This window comes from Thalassospira lucentensis, assembly GCF_001613805.1.
Taxonomy (GTDB): domain Bacteria; phylum Pseudomonadota; class Alphaproteobacteria; order Rhodospirillales; family Thalassospiraceae; genus Thalassospira; species Thalassospira lucentensis_A.
In genome coordinates, this window is sequence record NZ_LPVY01000003.1 from 410,532 (window position 1) to 429,496 (window position 18,965).

Annotated in this window: 15 protein-coding genes; all 15 read right to left on the minus strand. The window is 53.5% G+C overall.

Going from position 1 to position 18,965, the window contains the following annotated elements; genetic code table 11:
- Positions 1–18: 18 nt before the first annotated feature.
- The 15 genes from AUP42_RS04235 to AUP42_RS04305 all read right to left on the minus strand — a co-directional run bounded on the left by AUP42_RS04235 (position 19) and on the right by AUP42_RS04305 (position 18,854).
- Positions 19–1,968: an ABC transporter substrate-binding protein gene (locus tag AUP42_RS04235; RefSeq protein WP_062949173.1), complete on the minus strand. Its 1,950-nt coding sequence runs from the start codon at positions 1,966–1,968 to the stop codon at positions 19–21.
- Positions 1,965–3,890, minus strand: a complete 1,926-nt coding sequence (locus AUP42_RS04240) for an ABC transporter ATP-binding protein (RefSeq protein ID WP_062949175.1) — start codon at positions 3,888–3,890, stop codon at positions 1,965–1,967. Before AUP42_RS04240 ends, AUP42_RS04235 begins: the two co-directional genes overlap by 4 nt.
- Entirely contained in the window at positions 3,887–4,501 is a 615-nt protein-coding gene (locus tag AUP42_RS04245) for a hypothetical protein (protein ID WP_062949177.1), read from the minus strand. The genes AUP42_RS04240 and AUP42_RS04245 overlap by 4 nt, the downstream gene beginning before the upstream one ends.
- The gene (locus AUP42_RS04250) at positions 4,492–5,250 is read right to left on the minus strand and encodes a polysaccharide deacetylase family protein (RefSeq protein ID WP_062949179.1); all 759 of its coding nucleotides are present in this window, start codon (positions 5,248–5,250) and stop codon (positions 4,492–4,494) included. Before AUP42_RS04250 ends, AUP42_RS04245 begins: the two co-directional genes overlap by 10 nt.
- Positions 5,247–6,374, minus strand: coding sequence for a glycosyltransferase family protein (locus AUP42_RS04255; RefSeq protein WP_062949181.1), 1,128 nt, complete (start codon positions 6,372–6,374; stop codon positions 5,247–5,249). The genes AUP42_RS04250 and AUP42_RS04255 overlap by 4 nt, the downstream gene beginning before the upstream one ends.
- Positions 6,371–6,976 (minus strand): histidine phosphatase family protein, encoded by a 606-nt coding sequence (locus AUP42_RS04260; RefSeq protein ID WP_062949183.1) that lies wholly within the window; start codon positions 6,974–6,976, stop codon positions 6,371–6,373. Before AUP42_RS04260 ends, AUP42_RS04255 begins: the two co-directional genes overlap by 4 nt.
- The gene (locus tag AUP42_RS04265) at positions 6,973–8,121 is read right to left on the minus strand and encodes a glycosyltransferase family 4 protein (protein WP_062949185.1); all 1,149 of its coding nucleotides are present in this window, start codon (positions 8,119–8,121) and stop codon (positions 6,973–6,975) included. Before AUP42_RS04265 ends, AUP42_RS04260 begins: the two co-directional genes overlap by 4 nt.
- Before the next feature lie 12 nt (positions 8,122–8,133).
- The gene (locus tag AUP42_RS04270; protein WP_062949187.1) at positions 8,134–9,402 is read right to left on the minus strand and encodes a glycosyltransferase family 4 protein; all 1,269 of its coding nucleotides are present in this window, start codon (positions 9,400–9,402) and stop codon (positions 8,134–8,136) included.
- A 21-nt stretch (positions 9,403–9,423) separates the two neighbouring features.
- Positions 9,424–10,626, minus strand: a complete 1,203-nt coding sequence (locus AUP42_RS04275) for a glycosyltransferase family protein (protein ID WP_062949189.1) — start codon at positions 10,624–10,626, stop codon at positions 9,424–9,426.
- A 126-nt stretch (positions 10,627–10,752) separates the two neighbouring features.
- A complete protein-coding gene (locus AUP42_RS04280; RefSeq protein WP_062949191.1) occupies positions 10,753–12,333 on the minus strand; it encodes an MBL fold metallo-hydrolase in 1,581 nt (526 codons plus the stop codon).
- Between the two features lie 77 nt (positions 12,334–12,410).
- Positions 12,411–13,715, minus strand: coding sequence for a gephyrin-like molybdotransferase Glp (gene glp, locus AUP42_RS04285; protein ID WP_062949193.1), 1,305 nt, complete (start codon positions 13,713–13,715; stop codon positions 12,411–12,413).
- A gap of 63 nt (positions 13,716–13,778) precedes the next feature.
- Entirely contained in the window at positions 13,779–15,548 is a 1,770-nt protein-coding gene (locus tag AUP42_RS04290; RefSeq protein WP_062949195.1) for an ABC transporter permease, read from the minus strand.
- A 12-nt stretch (positions 15,549–15,560) separates the two neighbouring features.
- On the minus strand, positions 15,561–16,586 hold the full coding sequence (locus AUP42_RS04295; protein WP_331710652.1) for a Fe(3+) ABC transporter substrate-binding protein: 1,026 nt from the start codon (positions 16,584–16,586) through the stop codon (positions 15,561–15,563).
- 224 nt (positions 16,587–16,810) lie between these two features.
- Complete coding sequence (locus AUP42_RS04300; protein ID WP_097050391.1) at positions 16,811–17,827, minus strand: Fe(3+) ABC transporter substrate-binding protein; 1,017 nt, start codon at positions 17,825–17,827, stop codon at positions 16,811–16,813.
- A 193-nt stretch (positions 17,828–18,020) separates the two neighbouring features.
- Positions 18,021–18,854 carry a 3'-5' exonuclease gene (locus AUP42_RS04305; RefSeq protein WP_062949196.1) on the minus strand — a complete coding sequence of 278 codons (834 nt, stop codon included), beginning with the start codon at positions 18,852–18,854 and terminating at the stop codon, positions 18,021–18,023.
- Between the last annotated feature and the right edge of the window lie 111 nt (positions 18,855–18,965).

Genomic DNA, 18,965 nt, shown 5'->3' on the forward strand with positions numbered 1-18,965 from the left:
GATTTCAGACCACTGCGATCAACGGTCCCACCAGAATGTATCGGGACGGTAAATTCCAAAGAAGGCGCCCGGTTCCCAACTGTGTATCCCTTTCTCTGGCACATTCCGCAAATCATTGCGGACCACAACCGGCTGCGGCACATTACCAATCAGACCAATCGAAAACATGTTTTCCGCATTAATATCAAGAATGCCTTGCCAGGCCTCCTTGCGGGCAGCGTCATTGCCCTTCACCCATTTGCCGTAAAGTTCCATGAGTTCCTTTGCAGCAGGTAAATCCGGTGCCTCGCCTGCCTCGCCATTAGTCTGGAAATACTGCCCCCATTTCGGCCATTGCAGGCTATCCTGCTGGATCGGAACGAACTCGGCCGGAACGGTTGCAGGCGTAGCAAGGCCGCTATCGACACCATTGAAAATCGACATGACGGTCTCACCGCTATACGCACGATTACGGAGAACTTCGCGCTGCAATCCCTTGACGAACAGTTTCACACCAATCTGTTTCCAGCTGTCACTGATCAGTTCCAGCATGTCATCATGTTCAGGATTTTCCCCCATGGTTTCGACGATGATTTCAAGCGGACGGCCATCGGGCATCAAACGGATACCGTCATCATTGCGCTTGGTCAGGCCAACTTCATCAAGCAGCGCATTGGCTTTCTTCACATCAAACTTAATGTAGCTTTCGCGATATTCCGGCTTGAAAAGCGGGCTTTTGGGAAGGACCGTATTGTTGGTTGGTGTCGCCAGACCAAAGAACATCACCCGGTTGATCTCGGTTCTGTTAATGGCAAGCGACAGTGCCCGACGAAAACGCACATCACGCAGCAATTTCCTCCAGACCGGGTCGGAGCAGGTCAGGTTCGGGTAAAGTGCGGCATAGGCACCGTAACCAACATCCCAAAGATTAACCTTGAAGTTTTGCTGAGGCTCGGACTGTTTGAGGAAGGTATAATCCTGCAGCGACAGAATGCGGCTTTGCAGGTCGACCTCGCCCGCACCAACCTTGGCCGGAACCAACTTGGCGTTGGAGATGTTGAAGATCATCCGATCGATATAGGGCAACTGATTGCCGTCGGGATCAACGCGATGGTAATACGGATTACGTTCAAAGATGAAGCGGTCAGACGGTTCTTCGGTCCGGATCAGCCATGGCTCCAGCGATGGACGTTCAATATTTTCAAGCCTGTAGGGGCGGTCCTTGTCAGTATGTAGCACCGCCCAGCTGCGCAAACCACGTTTTTTGACAATCGCATCAAGTTCGGCTGCATCACGGTAATTTTCGTGAAACTGTTTGAGGTAATGCGCCGGACGATAAATGAAAGGCGGACGCGTTGCCGCCAGCTCCGTCAGGAAGAACGGATTGGGCTGGGACCAACTGTAACGAACGGTATATTCGTCCAGAACCTCGAATGTTGCCGGTTCATCGCCTACGAACAGGAAGCGGGGCGGACCAACGGGAAACAGTTCATCATTATTGACGATATCTTCCCAGAAATAGCGGAAGTCCTCGGCCGTGAAGGGCTCACCGTCAGACCATTTGTGGCCTTTGCGAATATGCAGGGTAAATTCATTGCCCGCATCGTTAACATCCAGACTTTCAAGAATGTCAGGCTTCAGATTGAGATCTTCCTCATAGCCGATCAGGCGGGTATACGCATATACCACCGCCATGCGAATATCGCGTGAACGCCCCATGATGGTAACCAGATCACCACCATATTTACCGATTTCCTTGTTTTCGGCGGTAAAGTCGATGACTTTGGGATGTTCGGGCAGGCGTTCCGCCATCGGTGGCAGTTCACCTTTTGACACGGCATCCTTGAAATACGGGATTTCAGCCTGTGCCGGGCTGCCAAGCGATATTATTCCAGCCAGCATCATCGCCCCAAGGCCAGTGCGTGCAAGTTTATTGCGTGACCTGTTGAACCAGCCCGCAGAGAACGCAGGAACATTAATCGGGTTCATATGGCGATCTCCTGATAATCGGCACGTGCGGCACGGACAAAATGATCTTCGGCAAACTGGACCATACGGGGATCCGACTGCGCATCAATGGTAAAGGGTGCCGGCCAGCGGCGCGGATCTGAAGCCTTGCCATCGACGATCTTGGTGAAATCCAGAAGATGATCAAGATCGGCAAATGGCACGGCATTAAGCAATGCCTGGGTATAGGGATGAACGGGGTTTCTGAACAACTGTTCGCGCGGTGCCGACTCAACAATCCGCCCAGCGCACATCACCGCAATCCGGTCCGCGATATAATCAACCACTGCCAGGTTGTGCGAAATAAACATGTATGTCAGTTTAAGTTCACGCTGCAAATCCTTTAGAAGGTTCAGGATTTGCGCCTGAACAGACACATCAAGTGCAGATGTCGGTTCATCAAAAATCAAAAGGTCCGGCTTAAGTGAAAGGGCGCGCGCGATGCCAATGCGCTGCCGCTGCCCACCGGAAAAACTGTGCGGATAGCGGTTCAGGAACCGTGGATCAAGCCCCACCAGTTCCATCAGTTCCAGCACCATTTTCTTGCGATAGGATGTGTCACCGATACCATGAATGATCATCGGTTCCGTGATGATATCCTGCACGGTCATGCGCGGATTAAGCGAGCCGAACGGGTCCTGAAACACAAACTGGATACGCTTTCGATACGGATTGAGCTGATCTTCGTTCAAACCGGTCAATTCGGTCATCTGACCGCTTTCACCGCGAAACAGGATTGAACCGCTATCAGGTGCCATCGCCCGCATGATCAATTTGGAAAGAGTGGTTTTACCGCAGCCGCTTTCCCCAACCAGACCAACACATTCGCCGCGATTGATCGTCAGCGATACATCGGCAACAGCGGCAATTTCCTGTTCCTCGGCCTTGAACCAGTTGCCCTTGCGGACGGCAAAGCTTTTATAAAGGTGACGGACGGCCAAAACCGGTTCGCTCGCCATTGCCGGATGCAATGCCAGAGACGGTGGAACATCCCCCTCGCCCGAAGAATCCTTGTCCCCGCAGAAAGTCAGCAGACTATCGACTTTGGGCTTGATTTCGCGCAACGGGCGCAGGCGTTCATCGGGCCCCATATCGAAATGCGGGACGGCAGAAAGTAGCGACTGGGTATAGAGGTGTCCCGGATTGACAAAAACATCATGCGTCAAACCGCTTTCCACAACCCGACCGTCATAAACCACCACCATTCGGTCTGCCATATTGGCGACCACACCAAGATCATGGGTAATCAGCAGAACAGACATTTGCAGTTCCGACTGCATATCCTTGATCAGGCGAAGTGTCTGGGCCTGTATCGTCACGTCAAGTGCAGTTGTCGGTTCATCCGCAACCAGCAGGGCCGGACGACATACCATCGCCATGGCAATCATCGCACGCTGGCGCAAACCACCAGACAGTTCGAACGGATATGTCTTTAACGACCTTTTCGGATTGGGAAACCCGACAAGTTCCAGCATTTCGCGGGCAAGCTCCTTGGCCTCGCCCGTCCCGACCTTGCGATGAAGGCGGACTGCCTCGCAAATCTGATCACCAATGGTATGAAGCGGCGAAAGGGAACTCATCGGTTCCTGAAAAATCATCGAAATACGGCCACCACGAATGGAGCGCATTTCAGCACCCGAGCGATCCAGCATTGCGATGTCGACCCGTGTACCGGGCTTTTTCGGATCAGCGAACACAATTGATCCGTTGGTAATCTGTGCCGATTTGGGTAGCAATCCCATAATTGCTTGGGAAATGGTGGTTTTTCCCGATCCGGACTCCCCGACAAGAGCCACGGTTTCCTGCGCGCCAATGCGAAAGCTTACATTTTCGACCGCCTTGACCCGCATATGGGGCAAAACGAATTCGACTTTCAAGTCACGGATACGCAGTATATCGGTCATCTTCCCTCGCCAATGCCGCCTGCCCGACTTGATGCGGCTGCCTGGACCATTGTTTCGGCCTCATCCATGCGCATCAGATTGGTTCTTGTTATGTCGTCGACCAGTAACTGGTTATCTTTGGCCCAATCCCGGGCAATTTCAAGCAGATCATCAAAACCGTCCAATGTTGATTCTGTGACGATTTTTGCATCCCCTGCCTGCAGGGTAAGTTCAAACCATCCCTTTTTGCCATCGCGACGGGTAGAGAAATAACGCAACCGGAATTTGGAAAGTTCCGACCACGCGAACGCCGTACCACCACGCAGGTTGCTGATTCGGATACCATATTCCGATACATAAATCTTTGATTGAAACCTTAGTAAGGTGCGCACGAAATAGACAACAAACAGCAAGGCAAGCCCCGCGGCAGTCCACTGAATGATCGGCAACATTTCAGGGATCAATGCGATAACACCACAAATCAGCAGGCCAGCCACCGATTTCGCCATATCCGGTGCCATGAGTCTTGGTGGATATCCCATGATCTGCACATCACGATCACGCACACCAGCCGGTTTGACCGGATCGGCTGTTTCAACACCGCCGGTTTCTTCAGTCGGGCTTATTGCCATGGGAAAACTCCGGGAATTCGCAGCCATTTGAGCGCCGCATGCTCAAACGAAAACAGGTTTTCAAGAAATCTTGTCGTTGCATCATCATGAACCAGATGATGGGTTAGAAGCCCCGTGGCTTCCGCGTCATCCACCACACCGTTCCGACGCGCGGACAAATGGGAAATCATCGCATTGATGCATTGATCTTCGCCCGCAAAACCACGCGTTCCGCGCCAGTCAATCACGTCGACATGCGTATTGACCATCAGGAGCCCCGGAACGGGATAGGCATCTGATCGCGCGTTAAACGTGCTGATACCGCGCAGACCAAGTGATGGCAAAGCCCTCATGACGTCATCGGCGATGCGGTTCCATGGCGGCACCATGACGGGCAGGAAACGGTTGCCAAACTGTGATGACAGGACGTCAAACCCACCGCGAATATCGGTGACAACCGCACCGATATCACGAACATCGTCCAGTTCCTGCTTTTTGCGACCTGCAGGCATATGGTTGGTATGCGACCAGCCGTGTTGCAACACCCGGGTATCAAGTGTTTCTGCCAGACGCAGAACAAGATCATGTTCAAGATCAGCCGGGATCACGGCAAGAGCCAAAGGAACCCCATGATCCTGTTCGAAGGCAAGAAGGGTTTCCAGGGCTGGCGTAACTGCAACCGCGTCGTCGTCGCGCCACCACATCGTGGCAATCCGTTCTTCGGACTGCCACAGATCCAGCTCTGCGCGAAGTTGATCCCAGGTGCTCATGCCTTCCCTCTTATTCTTTCTGCGAGTTTAGCCGCAGTTATCCCTGCCCCGTCCAGAGATATATCTAATTTAACAGGATTCTTCGCCCGATCTATTTGATTTGCCAATGATTGTGGATTCAAATCGTCGGGATCAAGCAACGACAGTACGTTCTTTCCCGCCAAAATAGCAGCACGTTCAGCCTGTTCGCTTTCACCACCATCGGCGAATGGAACCATGACCGATGCGGTTTCCGTCGCCAGAACATCCATCAAGGTATTATAGCCTGCCTGCGAGACGGAAACACAGGCATGTGCCATGCGTTCACGGAAATCCGGCAAAAAGCGATGCAAGTTTATCCCTGTCGGCAGGTTTTCCTCAAGGCGCTGGAATGCTTCACGCGGGAAATGCGGCCCGGCCACGATATCCCAAGGCTGACCGGCAAAGCGGCTGGATAGTGGACGCGCCGCAATTGCAGCCTCAATCAATGCAGTTCCGACCGCGCCACCACCGGCAGAAACAAGAACACCCTTTCTTTCGCCTGCCGCAAAATCGGCTTTGGGTGCGACATAGCCGGTATATTCGATCAAATCGGCGATATCATCGGCAAACGGGAAGCTGCGACCGAAATCAAAAAGCGCCGGATCGCCGTGAACCAGCACACGGTCAAAATGGCTGCGCGCGATATCACGCATCCATGCTTCTTTCGAACGATCAGATTTGCGCACCAGAAGGTCACGAACGGAACAGATACGGGGAATCCCCGCATGCCCGGCCTTATCGAGTAACGGCAACAATTCAAACCGGAAGGCTCGACGGCCAAACGGGAACATTTCGACCATTAAAAGCTTGGGCGCAACGACATTGAACGCATCAAACAGAGCCTGCTTTCGCTGTTGCTTCCATGCCTCATCAACCGGGTTGCCGACTTCATCGATCAATCCGGAAAAACCGCTATCTGCGGTTCGGCAAGGGGGAAGCTGGATCACATTATCGCTGCCAAAATCCAATGAGGCATCCGGGATACCTCCGGTGACAACAGTTGTTGTCATGCCAAGCCTGTCAAGTTCCGCATTGATCAGGGCAACGCGTCGGACATGGCCGATGCCAAGCAGATGCTGAACATAGATCAGAATGTCGCTCATGTGGTTGTTCCGTCCCGTTCAAGCAGGGGACAATTCAGATCAACGATGCCAAGCCCGTCATCGGAAGACCAGGAAAAGACATGAACGGCTTTCCAATCGAGTTTGTCTGGGCTTTTTCCCATCATATTCCAACCGCATGCCGCAGCATAAACTGCTCGAATAATGCCCTTATGTGTCACGACACCAAAATTACCGTCACGATTGCTAGCCAATGCGGCCTCAACTCGGGAAAGGACATCGCGCGGGCTTTCGCCTCCATCCGGACGAAAGTCCCAGCCGCGATCTTCATTTTCCTGCATTTGCGCACCAAGATCACGGCGCAGATCAGATAGCTTTTTCCCTTCCCAATCACCCCAGTTCATCTCGATCCAATGCTCATCGGGTGAAAAACCGTCAATCGCCAGTGCGTCTGCTGTTTGGATTGTCCGGATCAACGGACTGACTCGCCATGGAACAGCACACCATTTTTGGGGCAACTGAAGGCTGCGATATTCGTCAACGGTTTTGGGAAGCAGAGGAATATCGCTTTGGCCCTGAATACGTCTTTCTGCATTCCACGCGGTAACGCCATGCCGTAACAGGGCAAAATGAAAGCTGCTCATCCCTGTTTCCGTTTCCCGTGACTTTCCATCACATCATGCAGGACATTACCAAGCTCTTTGGCCGCAGCGGTTATTGTATGCATCTGTTCTGCTTTCTGCGAGGCGGATTGTCCCATATCGCGCAAGGCACTGTATCGGTCTGATGCCAGGCACTCGGCAAGTTTGCCTGCGAACGCATCAATATCTCCAACCGGTACCAACCATCCGGTTTTGCCATCCGCGACAATACCCGAAACACCACCACAGTCGCCCGCCAGAACAGGCAATGCTGCCGCCTGTGCCTCAAGGAGGGCCATACCATAGGCCTCGTTGATCGCTGGCCAGACAAACATATCAGATCGCGCAAGAATGATACGCGTGTGATCGGCATCGCAAAGACCGGCGAAATCAAGTTGATTGGGGTTGATGGCGTGCCGTTCAAAAGCCGCTTCAACGTCGGCGCGGGCCGGACCGTCGCCGATTACGGTCAGATGCCAGTTTATCAAATTGTACGCATTGAGCCTGCCAAGTGCGGCTGCCAGCAACTCGTAAGATTTCAGTTTATCGCCCGGCCGCATCATTGCGGTTGTCACCAACTGAACCGGTTTATCGGGATCGATTTCACCGCGATCGGCAGCATGCCAGTTTTCGGTATGAGTAAAGGGTGCCAGATAATGCAACCGGTCCTGAGCACATATCGGCGCCAGACATTCCATATCCGCCTGATTTAGGGAGAATACCGCACTGGCACATCGCAGGGCATGTTCAACGGCTGCGTGGCTTTGCGCCCAGGGGCCGTTTGCACGTTTAGGGGCAAAGGATGCCTCGGCTAAGACATAGGGGATATCCAGCGCTTTAGCGATCACCGGACCAATCCAGTCCGGGGCCTTGTAATAAAGATGGTAGGTAAACCAGATATCGGGGCGTTTGCGTTTGCCGTTCTGATATTGCCGCAATAGCCGCGCAACCAGCTTTGACGCCAGTTCGGCGATTTGCGCCTGACGCAGGATATTGCCATCGCCAACCCGGCTGCGCAGGCGCGATGCGATATCAACTTTATGTCCGGCTTGCGCTAGCGCTTCACACAGAAGGCGCGCCATCAGGCGATCCCCGGATGGTATCGGATGATCAATCGGCTTTAACGGTGCATAAAAGGCGATCTGCACGTTTGCCGTCCCCTACTCCGCTGCCGGTTGTTGCGCGGCAGTTCCGGCTACCGGTGCATCAACACCAAAGCGATGTGCCAGTTCCTTCATGCCGGTATAGAATGAGAAATCCCGTCGAACGATTTCGTTGCCCTTGCGCCCCATCTGATCGCGCAACGCCGGATTGGCAATCAATTCAGCCATTGCCAAGGACAATGATTTGGGATCACGTTCGGGAACAAGTTTGCCGTTAAGGCCATCGGTAATCAGTTCCGGAATGGCTGAAATTGCCGTTGAAACCGCCGCCAGACCGCAAAGCTGTGCTTCCATCAGGACGTTTGGTAATCCGTCACGATCACCATCCTGTTCCACCCGGCTTGCCAGCACGAACAGATCGGCGGACTGACAGGCCCCAATCACTTCTTTCTGGTCACGCGGCCCCTGCCAGTCACAATGATCGGAAATTCCAAGATCGGTCGCGAGAGATTTGTATTTATCGCAATTGCCACCACCAATATGAACAAACCGCCAATGCAGATCCTTGGGTAAATCAGCAAGTGCACGCAGAAGATCGTCATAACCCTTTTTGCCGACCAGCCGACCAACCGACAGAATCGTTACCGGATGATCGGGATCCCGGCCGTCACGGGGCATCCGGCCCGGCAAATCTTCGGGGAAACGGGAAAAATCAAGGCCGTGATAAAGCAAATTCACCTTGGTCGGATCATCGGCCAGCTTTTGCAGATGGTCGACATTGGCCTTCGTGCAGGTCACCAGCCAATCCATATCGGCCAGCTTTTCACGCATGTCCCAATCTTCGCTGGTATAGATATCCTTGGCATGTGCAGAACAACACCACGGAAGACCGCGCATCATCGCTGTATATCGCGCAACCGATGCCGGGGTATGCAGGAAATGGGCGTAGATGCGCGTGATATCGTCCGGCAGCTCCGCCGCCATTACCAATGCTTGCGCAAAACGACGGGCGCGGTTCGGCGTGCGATCCCGGCGATAGTCCTGCCACCAGATATTTCTCGCCCGACGATATCCCGGCATTTTGCGGGCCTTTAACCAGCCGCGAAACACGCGCATCGGTTCCTGATAGACATATTCCGGCAGGTAATCGATTTCAGCGGTGATCCTTTCGTGGACCGGATGGCGTTTTTTATCGGTCGGATGACGCAGTGATACAATACGATAAGGAATACCTGCCTGCTGAATACCGAGGATTTCCTGGGCAATAAAGGTTTCCGACAATCGTGGATATCCTTTCACCACGATTGCAAGCTTGTCGCATGTCATCTGTTGTTATCCCGGAAAATCTTACTCGGCAGCGAGCTGCGGTGGCAGCCAGCGTTCAACCTGATCGCCAACACTATCAAGGCCACCCATCAGGTTTGGCACGGTTACATGTGACGGCTTTGGCTGATCAATCAGACCCCGAAGGGCTTGGGCCATCTGCATCGGCGGACGACCGCCATCTTCGGTCAGCATTTTGACCAGACCAAGTTTTTCGGCAGCCGACGCGCGAACATATTGTTCAAGCCGCGGCACGGTGCGCGGCACGATGATTGCCGGTTTGTCAAAGGACAGGATTTCACAAAACGTGTTGTATCCACCCATTGCGATCACACCGGCGGACCGATCCATCAGCATTTCGACATTGGCATCGAAGGTAATGACCGAAAGCTTGTCGATCTTTTCCGCGCGTTCCATGAACGCCTGCTGGTCATTTGGTGCCATGAACGGCCCCAGCACGACAAGCGAAGGAACAGGAATATCAGGATCGGCCTCATAGGCACTGATCACCCAATCGACCAGATTAACCCCGTCCCCGCCGCCACCGGTCGTGACGAGATAATAGGGTTCCTCAAGACCAAGCGCGCCATGTTCCGGGGTCGGTTTGCGCGTCGCGGTACGTGGCAGATAACCGGTATAGGTCATTTTTTCTTCGACACCCGGCGGCAGATCAATGCCTTCAAGCGGATTGCAAATGTCTTTGAGGCCATAGACCCAGATTTCGTCGTAAAGGTCGGCCAGAGCCGGAACGCATTTTTTGCGATCCCATTCTTCACGCAGATTGACCGGATCATCCATCACGTCGCGCAAGCCCATGACAAGGCGCGTGCGACGGTGGCGCAACATCTGAAGTGTCGATTCAACTTCACCGCGCAAGCCAAGCGGTTCCTTGTCGACGATGAACAGATCGGGATTAAACACATCGGCGGTATGCTGAATAATGGATTCACGCATCGCCAGAGTCTGATCGACGTCGATATTCAGATTAAGCGATGTGTATTCACCATTCGAGAGCTTGATCACGCCCGGAATACGCACAAAATCGACTCGTGAACGGAATTCGAAACTGCCGATGATAGGCGATCCGGAAAGGATGAGCACAGATACATCGTCCCGACGCGAAACAAGCGCATGCGCAATGGTTCGGCAGCGGCGCAAATGGCCCAAGCCGAATGTATCGTGGCTATAGATCAGAACACGATAGCCGGTATTCCCCACGATCGACATATATCCGCCCGCTCTCGTAGTGTCCCTCGATACCTTCTCAACCCGATATAGGGTGACATGATATCGCCCGTTGGCAAGCATTTCCGTATTTTACGGTATTTCCAACCTGCCATCGGGCTATTGCTCTCATGCCGATGCGATATCTTGCAAGACTTTTTCTAGCAGTGCTTCGCGTTTTTCGTTGCTGTCGAGTGCGCGAAGTTTTTCAGAAAGTTCTGTAACACTATGGGCATAGCGGTTGTGCCAATCATCACGGGACATCTCGCCAACAGGCAGGCGCGGTTTGAATTCGGCCTGTTTTGCCTGCCCGCGTTTGAGCGTCACGGTGTCATCAAGCATCGGGAGTGCGATTTTGCTTTCTTCGATCCCGTTATTGATCATGGCCTGTTGCAAAGCGGCGCGCGCCCCGTCTTCGCCGTGGGTCAGGAAAATGCGCCGCGATATTGGCATCCTTTCCTTTGTCCAGCGCAGCAGCATGTCCTGATCGGCGTGTCCGGAATAGATATCAAGCGTCCTGATCCGGGCGTGCACATCGACTTCATCACCATGAATGCGCACATGCTTTGCCCTGCCCTGCAGCACACGGCCCAACGACCCGGCAGCCTGAAAACCGACCATCAGCACCGTGCATTCCGGCCGCCAAAGATTGTTTTTCAAATGATAGCGAATGCGCCCGGCATCGCACATGCCACTTGCCGACAAAATGATCGCGCCGCTTCTGACCCGTGCCAACTGCATGCTTGCCTCAACATCGGGCACCATATGAAAATTGGGATGGGCCAGAGCACGTGCATCATCATGGGAGAGATGTTTGGCAAAAACCTCGGTCGCGCGCTGGGCCAGCGGGCTATCGACAAAAACATCCGCCTTGGGAAGTTTTCCACGATTAAACAGGGTCGCCAGATCGACAAGCAGTTCCTGTGTACGAGCCACTGCGAAACTCGGGATTACAAGATTACCGCCGGCCTGAATGGCTTGGCGAACCTCGACAGCAAGCATTTCGCGGCGCTCTGCGTCGCTGACTTCGGGGCGATTGCGATCACCATAGGTGGATTCAACAAACAGATAATCGATGTTTTTCGGCCCTTCGGGCGCATCGTTAAACACCGCCTCACCCGTACCGATATCGCCGGAAAACAGCAGTCGCAGGGTACGTGGCTCACCGTCTGGGGCCTCATCATCCACTTCGATTTCTATCGAAGCGGATCCCAAAAGATGCCCGGCATCCCAGTAGCGCGCCCGTAAGCCCGGCAGAACTTCACGCCATTCATGATAGTCAACGGGCTGCAACCGTTTGAGAGTCTTTTCCGCGTCTTCACGGGTATAGATCGGGGTGACTTCCGGCCGACCACGCCTGACATTGCGGCGGTTAAGGCGTTCGACCTCGGTTTCCTGAATGTAACCGGAATCAGGCAGCATATAGGTCAGTAGGTCGCAGGTCGGTTCCGTCGCATAAATCGGCCCGTTAAAACCTGCCTTTACCAATTTGGGAAGTAAGCCGGAATGATCGATATGGGCATGGGTCAAAAGCACCCCACGAATGTCAGCAGCCTTGAACGGGAAAGCCCCATAGTTCAGTTCGCGAACTGTCTTGCTGCCCTGAAACATACCGCAATCGACAACGATGTCGCCACTGTCGGTGCGCAGTAGATAACATGAACCGGTAACACCACCCGCAGCCCCGCAAAAAGTCACTGATACAGTCATCCGCTTTCCACCCCTGTTCCGTTGTTTTGTTAAACATCACCGGAAAAGGATGCAAATTCCATGATCTGGATCAGTTTTTAAAATGCCTGCAAACCACCAAATGGCAGATAGAGTACCTGATCACCCGTTCTGACCTGCCCGCAATCCTCGGCGATTTCGATCAGGCCTTCGGCCCACACCATCGAGGATAACATGCCGGAACTCGCCGAATGGTAAGGCATGGCAACCCATTGCCCATCGTCATCCTGCACCAGACGGGCGCGCAGCCATTCGCGACGCCCCGTACCACGTTTGAAGTCAAACCCTGCGATGGCCGGCAATCGCAGGGGCGCACAAACGTCGTCCGATGCCCCCATCATATGCGAAAGAAGCGGCATGGCATAAAGCAGCCCAGAAACCATCACCGAAACCGGATTTCCCGGCAAGCCGATGACAACACAATCCCCAATACGACCGCGCATCAAAGGTTTGCCGGGTTTGATTGCCAGCTTCCATGCCTGAATTTCACCAAGACTATCGACAACAGGCTTCAACAGATCCGCCTTACCAACAGATACCCCACCCGATGTCATGATGACATCATGTGTTTGCGCAGCCCCCTTTAAGGCGGTTTTCAGCACATCAAAATCATCAGCCAGAAGGCCAAGATCAGTAACCGCGCACCCGCAAGCGCGCAGCATGCCGATCATGGCAAACCGGTTAGAATCGTAAACGCCACCGGGCGGCAGCGGATCTCCGGGCTTTGCCAGTTCATCCCCAGTCGAGAAAACGGCAACCGACAAGGGCTTAGACACCGGCACTGACTGATACCCCTGCCCGGCGGCAACCGCGATATCCTGCGGGCGCAAGCGTTTACCGGCTGGGAGGATAACCGCACCAGTCGCAACATCTTCGCCGCGACGACGGACATGTTGATGCTGGCGGGTCTTTGCGACCACATCCTGCGAAACGGTCAAAAGCGTTTCATCGGCATTCGCCGCGACATTTTCCTGAATGATGATGCAATCTGCGCCCTCAGGAATGGCAGCCCCCGTCGCGATGCGGATTGCCTGCCCACGCGGGATTTTCCCCGTAAACGGATGCCCCGCCAGCGACACACCGCCGACAGTGATTTGCACATCCCCCTTACCGACAAATTCCTGCAGGTCGGCATGATAGAATGCATATCCATCCATTGCCGAGTTATCCGCAGACGGGACGTCGATCCTGGCAACGATATCCTTGCGCAGGATCGCCCCATAACAATCATTAAGAGGCGCCTCAATTACCGGTGCACGAACAGCGACTTCGTCAAATGCAATACGCAGCGCATCTTCAAGCCGCGTCAGTCCCGGTTGGTGGCAAATATCTGAATTGGCAGGATTATTTTGTGACATGGTCATCAGAAGCCTGTCGAACTTAACGGGATCATATAGCGGCGATAGTGATCCGCCGGAACGGGAACGTCAATGGCGCGACGATGCGCCATCATGCCCCGGGCGGGATCGCGAAATCGCCCGACTTAACATAATCACCGGAACGACACCGACAATGACGATGGTCAATGCACCAAGGGCTGCCTGTTCGATCATTTCATCCTTGGCGAACTGATAGACATGCGTCGCCAGTGTTTCGAAATTGAACGGCCGAAGGATCAGCGTGGCCGGGAGTTCCTTCATCGCGTCCACAAAGACGAGAACCGCAGCTGCCAGAATCCCGCCCCGCACCATCGGAAAATGAATGCGCTTCAATGTTCCCCAAGGGCTTTCGCCCAATGTGCGGGCCGCGTCATCCATGCTTGGTCGGACCTTGCCAAGCGCAGCCTCAATAGAGCCATAGGAAACCGCCATAAAACGCACAGCATAGGCAAAAACAATGGCAAAGACCGTCCCGCTCAGAAGCAGGCCGGTAGATATGCCAAACGTTTCGCGCATCATGGCATCAACCGCATTATCAAACCGCGCAAACGGGATCAGAACCCCGATCGCCAGAACCGCCCCGGGCACGGCATAACCAACCGATGCCATGCGAATGCAGAACCGCAAAAGAGGTTGCGGGAAAAGACGCAAGGCATAGCCAAGGAACACAGCACAACCAACCGCAACAAAGGTTGCAAGACCCGACACCAGCAAACTATTGCCAGCAAATTCAAAGAAATCTGCGGTCCAGCTTTGATCAAAATAGCCAACGGAATAATAGACCAACACTAATGATGGGATCACAAAACCCAGCACAATCGGCAGGATGCAGACAGCCAGCGCAAAAAATTTGGCGACCGGACCAAGCTCATAACCCGGTAATTCTTGAAAGCGGTTGGTCGTATCGTGGAAACGCTGGCGACGGCGCGAATAACGTTCAGCCACGATCAGGACAATCACTACCGCCAACATAGTCAGCGCGATCTGGGCAGCTCCGCCGGCATTTCCCATACCGAGCCAGACATTAAAAATACCGGCCGTCAGGGTATGAACAGCAAAGAAATCGATGGTCCCGAAATCATTCAAGGTTTCCATCAGCGCAATGACGACACCAACCACGATAGCCGGACGCGCCAAAGGCAAGGCAACCGTTACGAACGAGTTCCAGGCCGAACGCCCGAGAACACGTGCAGCTTCGAGAACACAGACCGACTGTGCCAAAAAGGCAGCCCGGGCCAACATATAAACATAGGGATACAGCGTCAGGCTAAGCACCAGTATCGCACCACCCTTGGTCCGGATATCAGGAAACCAGTAATCACGCGCGGTTTGCCAGCCGAAAATCTCGCGTAGAAGACGCTGCAACGGACCGGCATATTCCAGAAGATCGGTGTAGACATAGGCAACAATGTAGGCCGGAACTGCCATCGGAAGCAGCATCGCCCATTCAAAGAACCGTTTGCCCGGCAGGCGACACATGGTTACGACCCATGCCGCCGAAACACCGATCAACGTCACGCCAATACCAACACCCAGCATCAGGATACCGGTATTTTTCAGGTATCGCGGCAACATGGTGGATGCCAGATGCGGCCAGATGTTTTCCGTCGGGAACAACGCCAGATAAACAACCGCAATCAACGGTGTTGCGACAAGAAGTGCGATAATAAATGCCCCGGCCAGCCAAAGACCTGATTGGCCGCGCGGCAGCCAGCGCATGGAGGTTCCAAGCGAACGTTCGCGCAACGGATCAAGCGTCTCGGTTACGGCAGAAGGCCGGATATCGCGATCGTCTTCGGTCTGGCAGGAATTGTTCACGCGAGTTGCGCCCTATTCGTTAAAGCCGACTTCGTCGATCAGACGAATGGCCGCACCACGGTTATTGGCAACTTCGTTAAGCGGCAGGGTATCGGATTTGAAGGTGCCCCAGGAACGAACCATTTCCGACCAAGCCACCCCCGGCTTGACCGGATATTCAAAGTTCACGTCTGCATACATGTGCTGCGCCTCGTCCCCGGACAGGAATTCGACCAGCTTGATCGCATTTTCCTTGTTCGGCGCATTCTTGATCAGGGCCACACCCGAAATATTCACATGCGTGCCGCGGTCTCCCTGATTGGGGAAAACAATCCGGACATCCTTGGCAGCATCGGCTTTGTTTGGATCATCAAGCATCTTGCCGTAATAATAGGAATTGCCGATTGCCAGATCGCAAACGCCTTGGGATACGGCCTCGATCTGATCGATATCCGCCCCTTGCGGTTTGCGCGCAAGGTTGTCCTGCAGTCCCTGAAGCCAGGTTTTTGTATATTCCTCGCCATGATGGGCAATCATAGAGGCAACCAGTGCGATATTGTAGACATGCATCCCGGAACGCACGCAAATACGTCCCTTCCATTCCGGATCGGCAAGTTCTTCGTATGTCGCAATGGCGTCGGGCTTCACACGGTCAAGCGACGTATAAAGGACACGCGCACGGGTGGTCAGGCCGACCCACAGGTGATCCTGATCACGAAACTGTTCGGGGATATTGGCATCAATCATATCGCTTTGAAGCGGTGTCGCGATATCGGCATCAACGGCGTCCTGAATACGACCAATATCAACAGTAAGCAAAAGGTCGGCCGGACTGTTACGGCCTTCATGCTTAATGCGTTCAACCAGACCGCTTTGGGAAAACAGTGTGTTGACCCGAATGCCGGTTTCCTTGGTGAATTGTTCGAACATTGGTTCGATCAGGAAAGGCTGTCGCAGCGAATAGACATTAACTTCCTCGGCAGCATTCGCATGAAATGCCGTCAATCCGACCACCGCGCCCATCATGCCAAAGACCTTGTTGCGCAGTGAAGTCATCATGAATCTCCTGAAATGGTCGCAAAGGGTGAAGGCAAGTAAGAATGATTTGTACTCGCTGCCCGGGAAATTAAAGGGCAGCCGCCCTGTTTTGCAAGAGCGAATAGAACATAACCGCCTTGTCGGCCTCCTGCCTCTGCACGGAGCCGGACCCGTTTTGCCAACAAAAAAAGGGACGGTAATGGTTACCGCCCCTTTCCGGAATTATTCGAAAAACGAAAATTCAGTTATTCGTCGTAGCCGACCTGATCAACCATGCGAACCGCATCGGCACGCAGACGGGCGATTTCGGCCAGCGGAAGCTCGTCAGCCTTGAAGGTGCCCCACGACTTTACATAGTCGGACCATTCAACACCCGGCTTGACCGGATATTCATAGTTCACTTCGGCGTAGATTTTCTGCGCTTCGTCACCCGAAAGGAATTCCATCAGCTTGACAGCGTTTTCCTTGTTCGGTGCACCCTTGATCAGGGTCATACCGGAAATGTTCATCGACATGCCGCGACCATCCTGATTCGGGAAAACGATGTTTACCGATTCAGCCCATGCACGCTGTTCCGGATCATCAAGCATCTTGCCATAGTAATAAGTATTGGCGATGGCAACATCGCATTCGCCTTCCTTGATCGCCTTGACCTGACCGCGATCATTGCCCTGTGGCTTACGTGCAAGGTTTGCTTTCAGGCCCTCGAGCCACGTTTTGGCTTCTTCGGCACCATGATGGGCAATCATCGAGGAAATCAGGGCAACGTTATAGTCATGCGAGCCTGGACGAGTGCAAACGCGCCCCTTCCATTTCGGATCAGCAAGATCTTCGTAGGTGGTGATTTCACCTTCGGCGACACGATCCTTGGAGGCATAAAGCGCACGACCACGCTGGGTCAGGGCAAACCACTGATCGTTTTCATCGCGCAGATGGGCCGGAATGTTGGTTTCGAGGACATCACTGTCGACGGCCTCTGTAACACCCGCATCAACGGCTTCCTGAATTCGGCTGATATCGACCGTCATCAGAACATCGGCCGGGCTATTGGCCCCTTCCTGCTTGATGCGTTCAACGAGACCTTTTTCGGCGAAGATCACATTGACCTTAACGCCAGTTTCCTTGGTGAAGCTTTCAAACAGCGGTTCTACAAGAAAAGGCTGACGCAAGGAATAAACGTTAACTTCCTGTGCCGACGCAGCCGTAGCAGCAACGGTGGCGGCTCCCAACACCGTACCGCAAATAATCTTTCTGATGTCCATGTGAACGTTCCCCGTTGAAATCCATGAAATCCGCATGCATCTGCAAATCAGTTGCAAACGCAAAGATGCAATTAAGCGCCCTGCGCCACGATTTCAACAGAGATCACCCTAATTCAACCCGACGATGTGATGTATTTCACATATAGAAATATCGACCTGATCCCAAAGATTGCAGCAATCCGGAAAATGCAACCTAAAGCAGGTTGAACGACCCCTTACTTGCACTTTTCCAGGCATCAAGGAATTCCTGATAGGCTTGAATATCGCCTGCGCGTTCTTCAAGCCATGCAACGGTCAGATTGATAGCATGATTATAGCCGTCATGGTCGCTTAGACCAGTGTGAAGCACATAGCGCAGATAAAGAAGATAGGTGTTCAGGACATCGGTTTCGCAATAACGACGAATGCCTTCGATTTCGCCATTGTCATACATATCCGAGACCTTGCTGCCATCAACGCCGGTCTTGCCGGGAAGATCAAGTGCGGCACAGACCTCGTTCATTTTGGTTCTTGCAGATGCCCCATAGTCGGAAAGAACTTCGGCAAGATCACAATGCCAGTTCGGCGCATAGCGCGATGTATAATTTTCCCATTTATTCGCCGACTGATGTAGCCAGCGCGCAGACACACCATGCTTCATCGCGCGATACTTCAAAACCGGCAGATCGAACCCGCGTCCATTGAAGCTGACCAGCCTGGGATACAGCTTGCCGCAATAGGCAAAGAAGCCGTTCACGAGATCCTTTTCCTCGCTGGTCAGATCGCCACCGGAACGCAGTTCTTCAATCTCGTAGGTTTCCAGATTGCCATCGCGTTGTATCGTCGCACGCAGGAAGCTGATGGCAACGACCTTGTGAAACGGCTGGCGCGGGAAGCCGTTCCGGCCATCGGTGATATCAAGATGATATTTTTCAAGCATTTCACGCCCGGTCACTGGATCAGGTGCGGTTTCACCGGTCAGTTGCGGCAAGACATCGATATCGGGAACGGTTTCGATATCAAAAACAAACAGACTGTCATGTGTCATGGTGCCCCCGGCAGAAATGCGTTTCGCGCAGCATAAACATGCTTGGCAGAAGTTTCACGAACTTCCGGGCAAAATTCATCCTCGCAATCACATCCGCACTGACATCTCCTG

Excerpts from the sequence above, each read along its gene's own strand:
- AUP42_RS04235 (WP_062949173.1), bottom strand. The coding sequence starts at position 1,968 with ATGAACCCGATTAATGTTCCTGCGTTCTCTGCGGGCTGGTTCAACAGG.
- AUP42_RS04240 (WP_062949175.1), bottom strand. The coding sequence starts at position 3,890 with ATGACCGATATACTGCGTATCCGTGACTTGAAAGTCGAATTCGTTTTG.
- AUP42_RS04245 (WP_062949177.1), bottom strand. The coding sequence starts at position 4,501 with ATGGCAATAAGCCCGACTGAAGAAACCGGCGGTGTTGAAACAGCCGAT.
- AUP42_RS04250 (WP_062949179.1), bottom strand. The coding sequence starts at position 5,250 with ATGAGCACCTGGGATCAACTTCGCGCAGAGCTGGATCTGTGGCAGTCC.
- AUP42_RS04255 (WP_062949181.1), bottom strand. The coding sequence starts at position 6,374 with ATGAGCGACATTCTGATCTATGTTCAGCATCTGCTTGGCATCGGCCAT.
- AUP42_RS04260 (WP_062949183.1), bottom strand. The coding sequence starts at position 6,976 with ATGAGCAGCTTTCATTTTGCCCTGTTACGGCATGGCGTTACCGCGTGG.
- AUP42_RS04270 (WP_062949187.1), bottom strand. The coding sequence starts at position 9,402 with ATGACATGCGACAAGCTTGCAATCGTGGTGAAAGGATATCCACGATTG.
- AUP42_RS04275 (WP_062949189.1), bottom strand. The coding sequence starts at position 10,626 with ATGTCGATCGTGGGGAATACCGGCTATCGTGTTCTGATCTATAGCCAC.
- AUP42_RS04280 (WP_062949191.1), bottom strand. The coding sequence starts at position 12,333 with ATGACTGTATCAGTGACTTTTTGCGGGGCTGCGGGTGGTGTTACCGGT.
- glp (WP_062949193.1), bottom strand. The coding sequence starts at position 13,715 with ATGACCATGTCACAAAATAATCCTGCCAATTCAGATATTTGCCACCAA.
- AUP42_RS04295 (WP_331710652.1), bottom strand. The coding sequence starts at position 16,586 with ATGATGACTTCACTGCGCAACAAGGTCTTTGGCATGATGGGCGCGGTG.
- AUP42_RS04300 (WP_097050391.1), bottom strand. The coding sequence starts at position 17,827 with ATGGACATCAGAAAGATTATTTGCGGTACGGTGTTGGGAGCCGCCACC.
- AUP42_RS04305 (WP_062949196.1), bottom strand. The coding sequence starts at position 18,854 with ATGACACATGACAGTCTGTTTGTTTTTGATATCGAAACCGTTCCCGAT.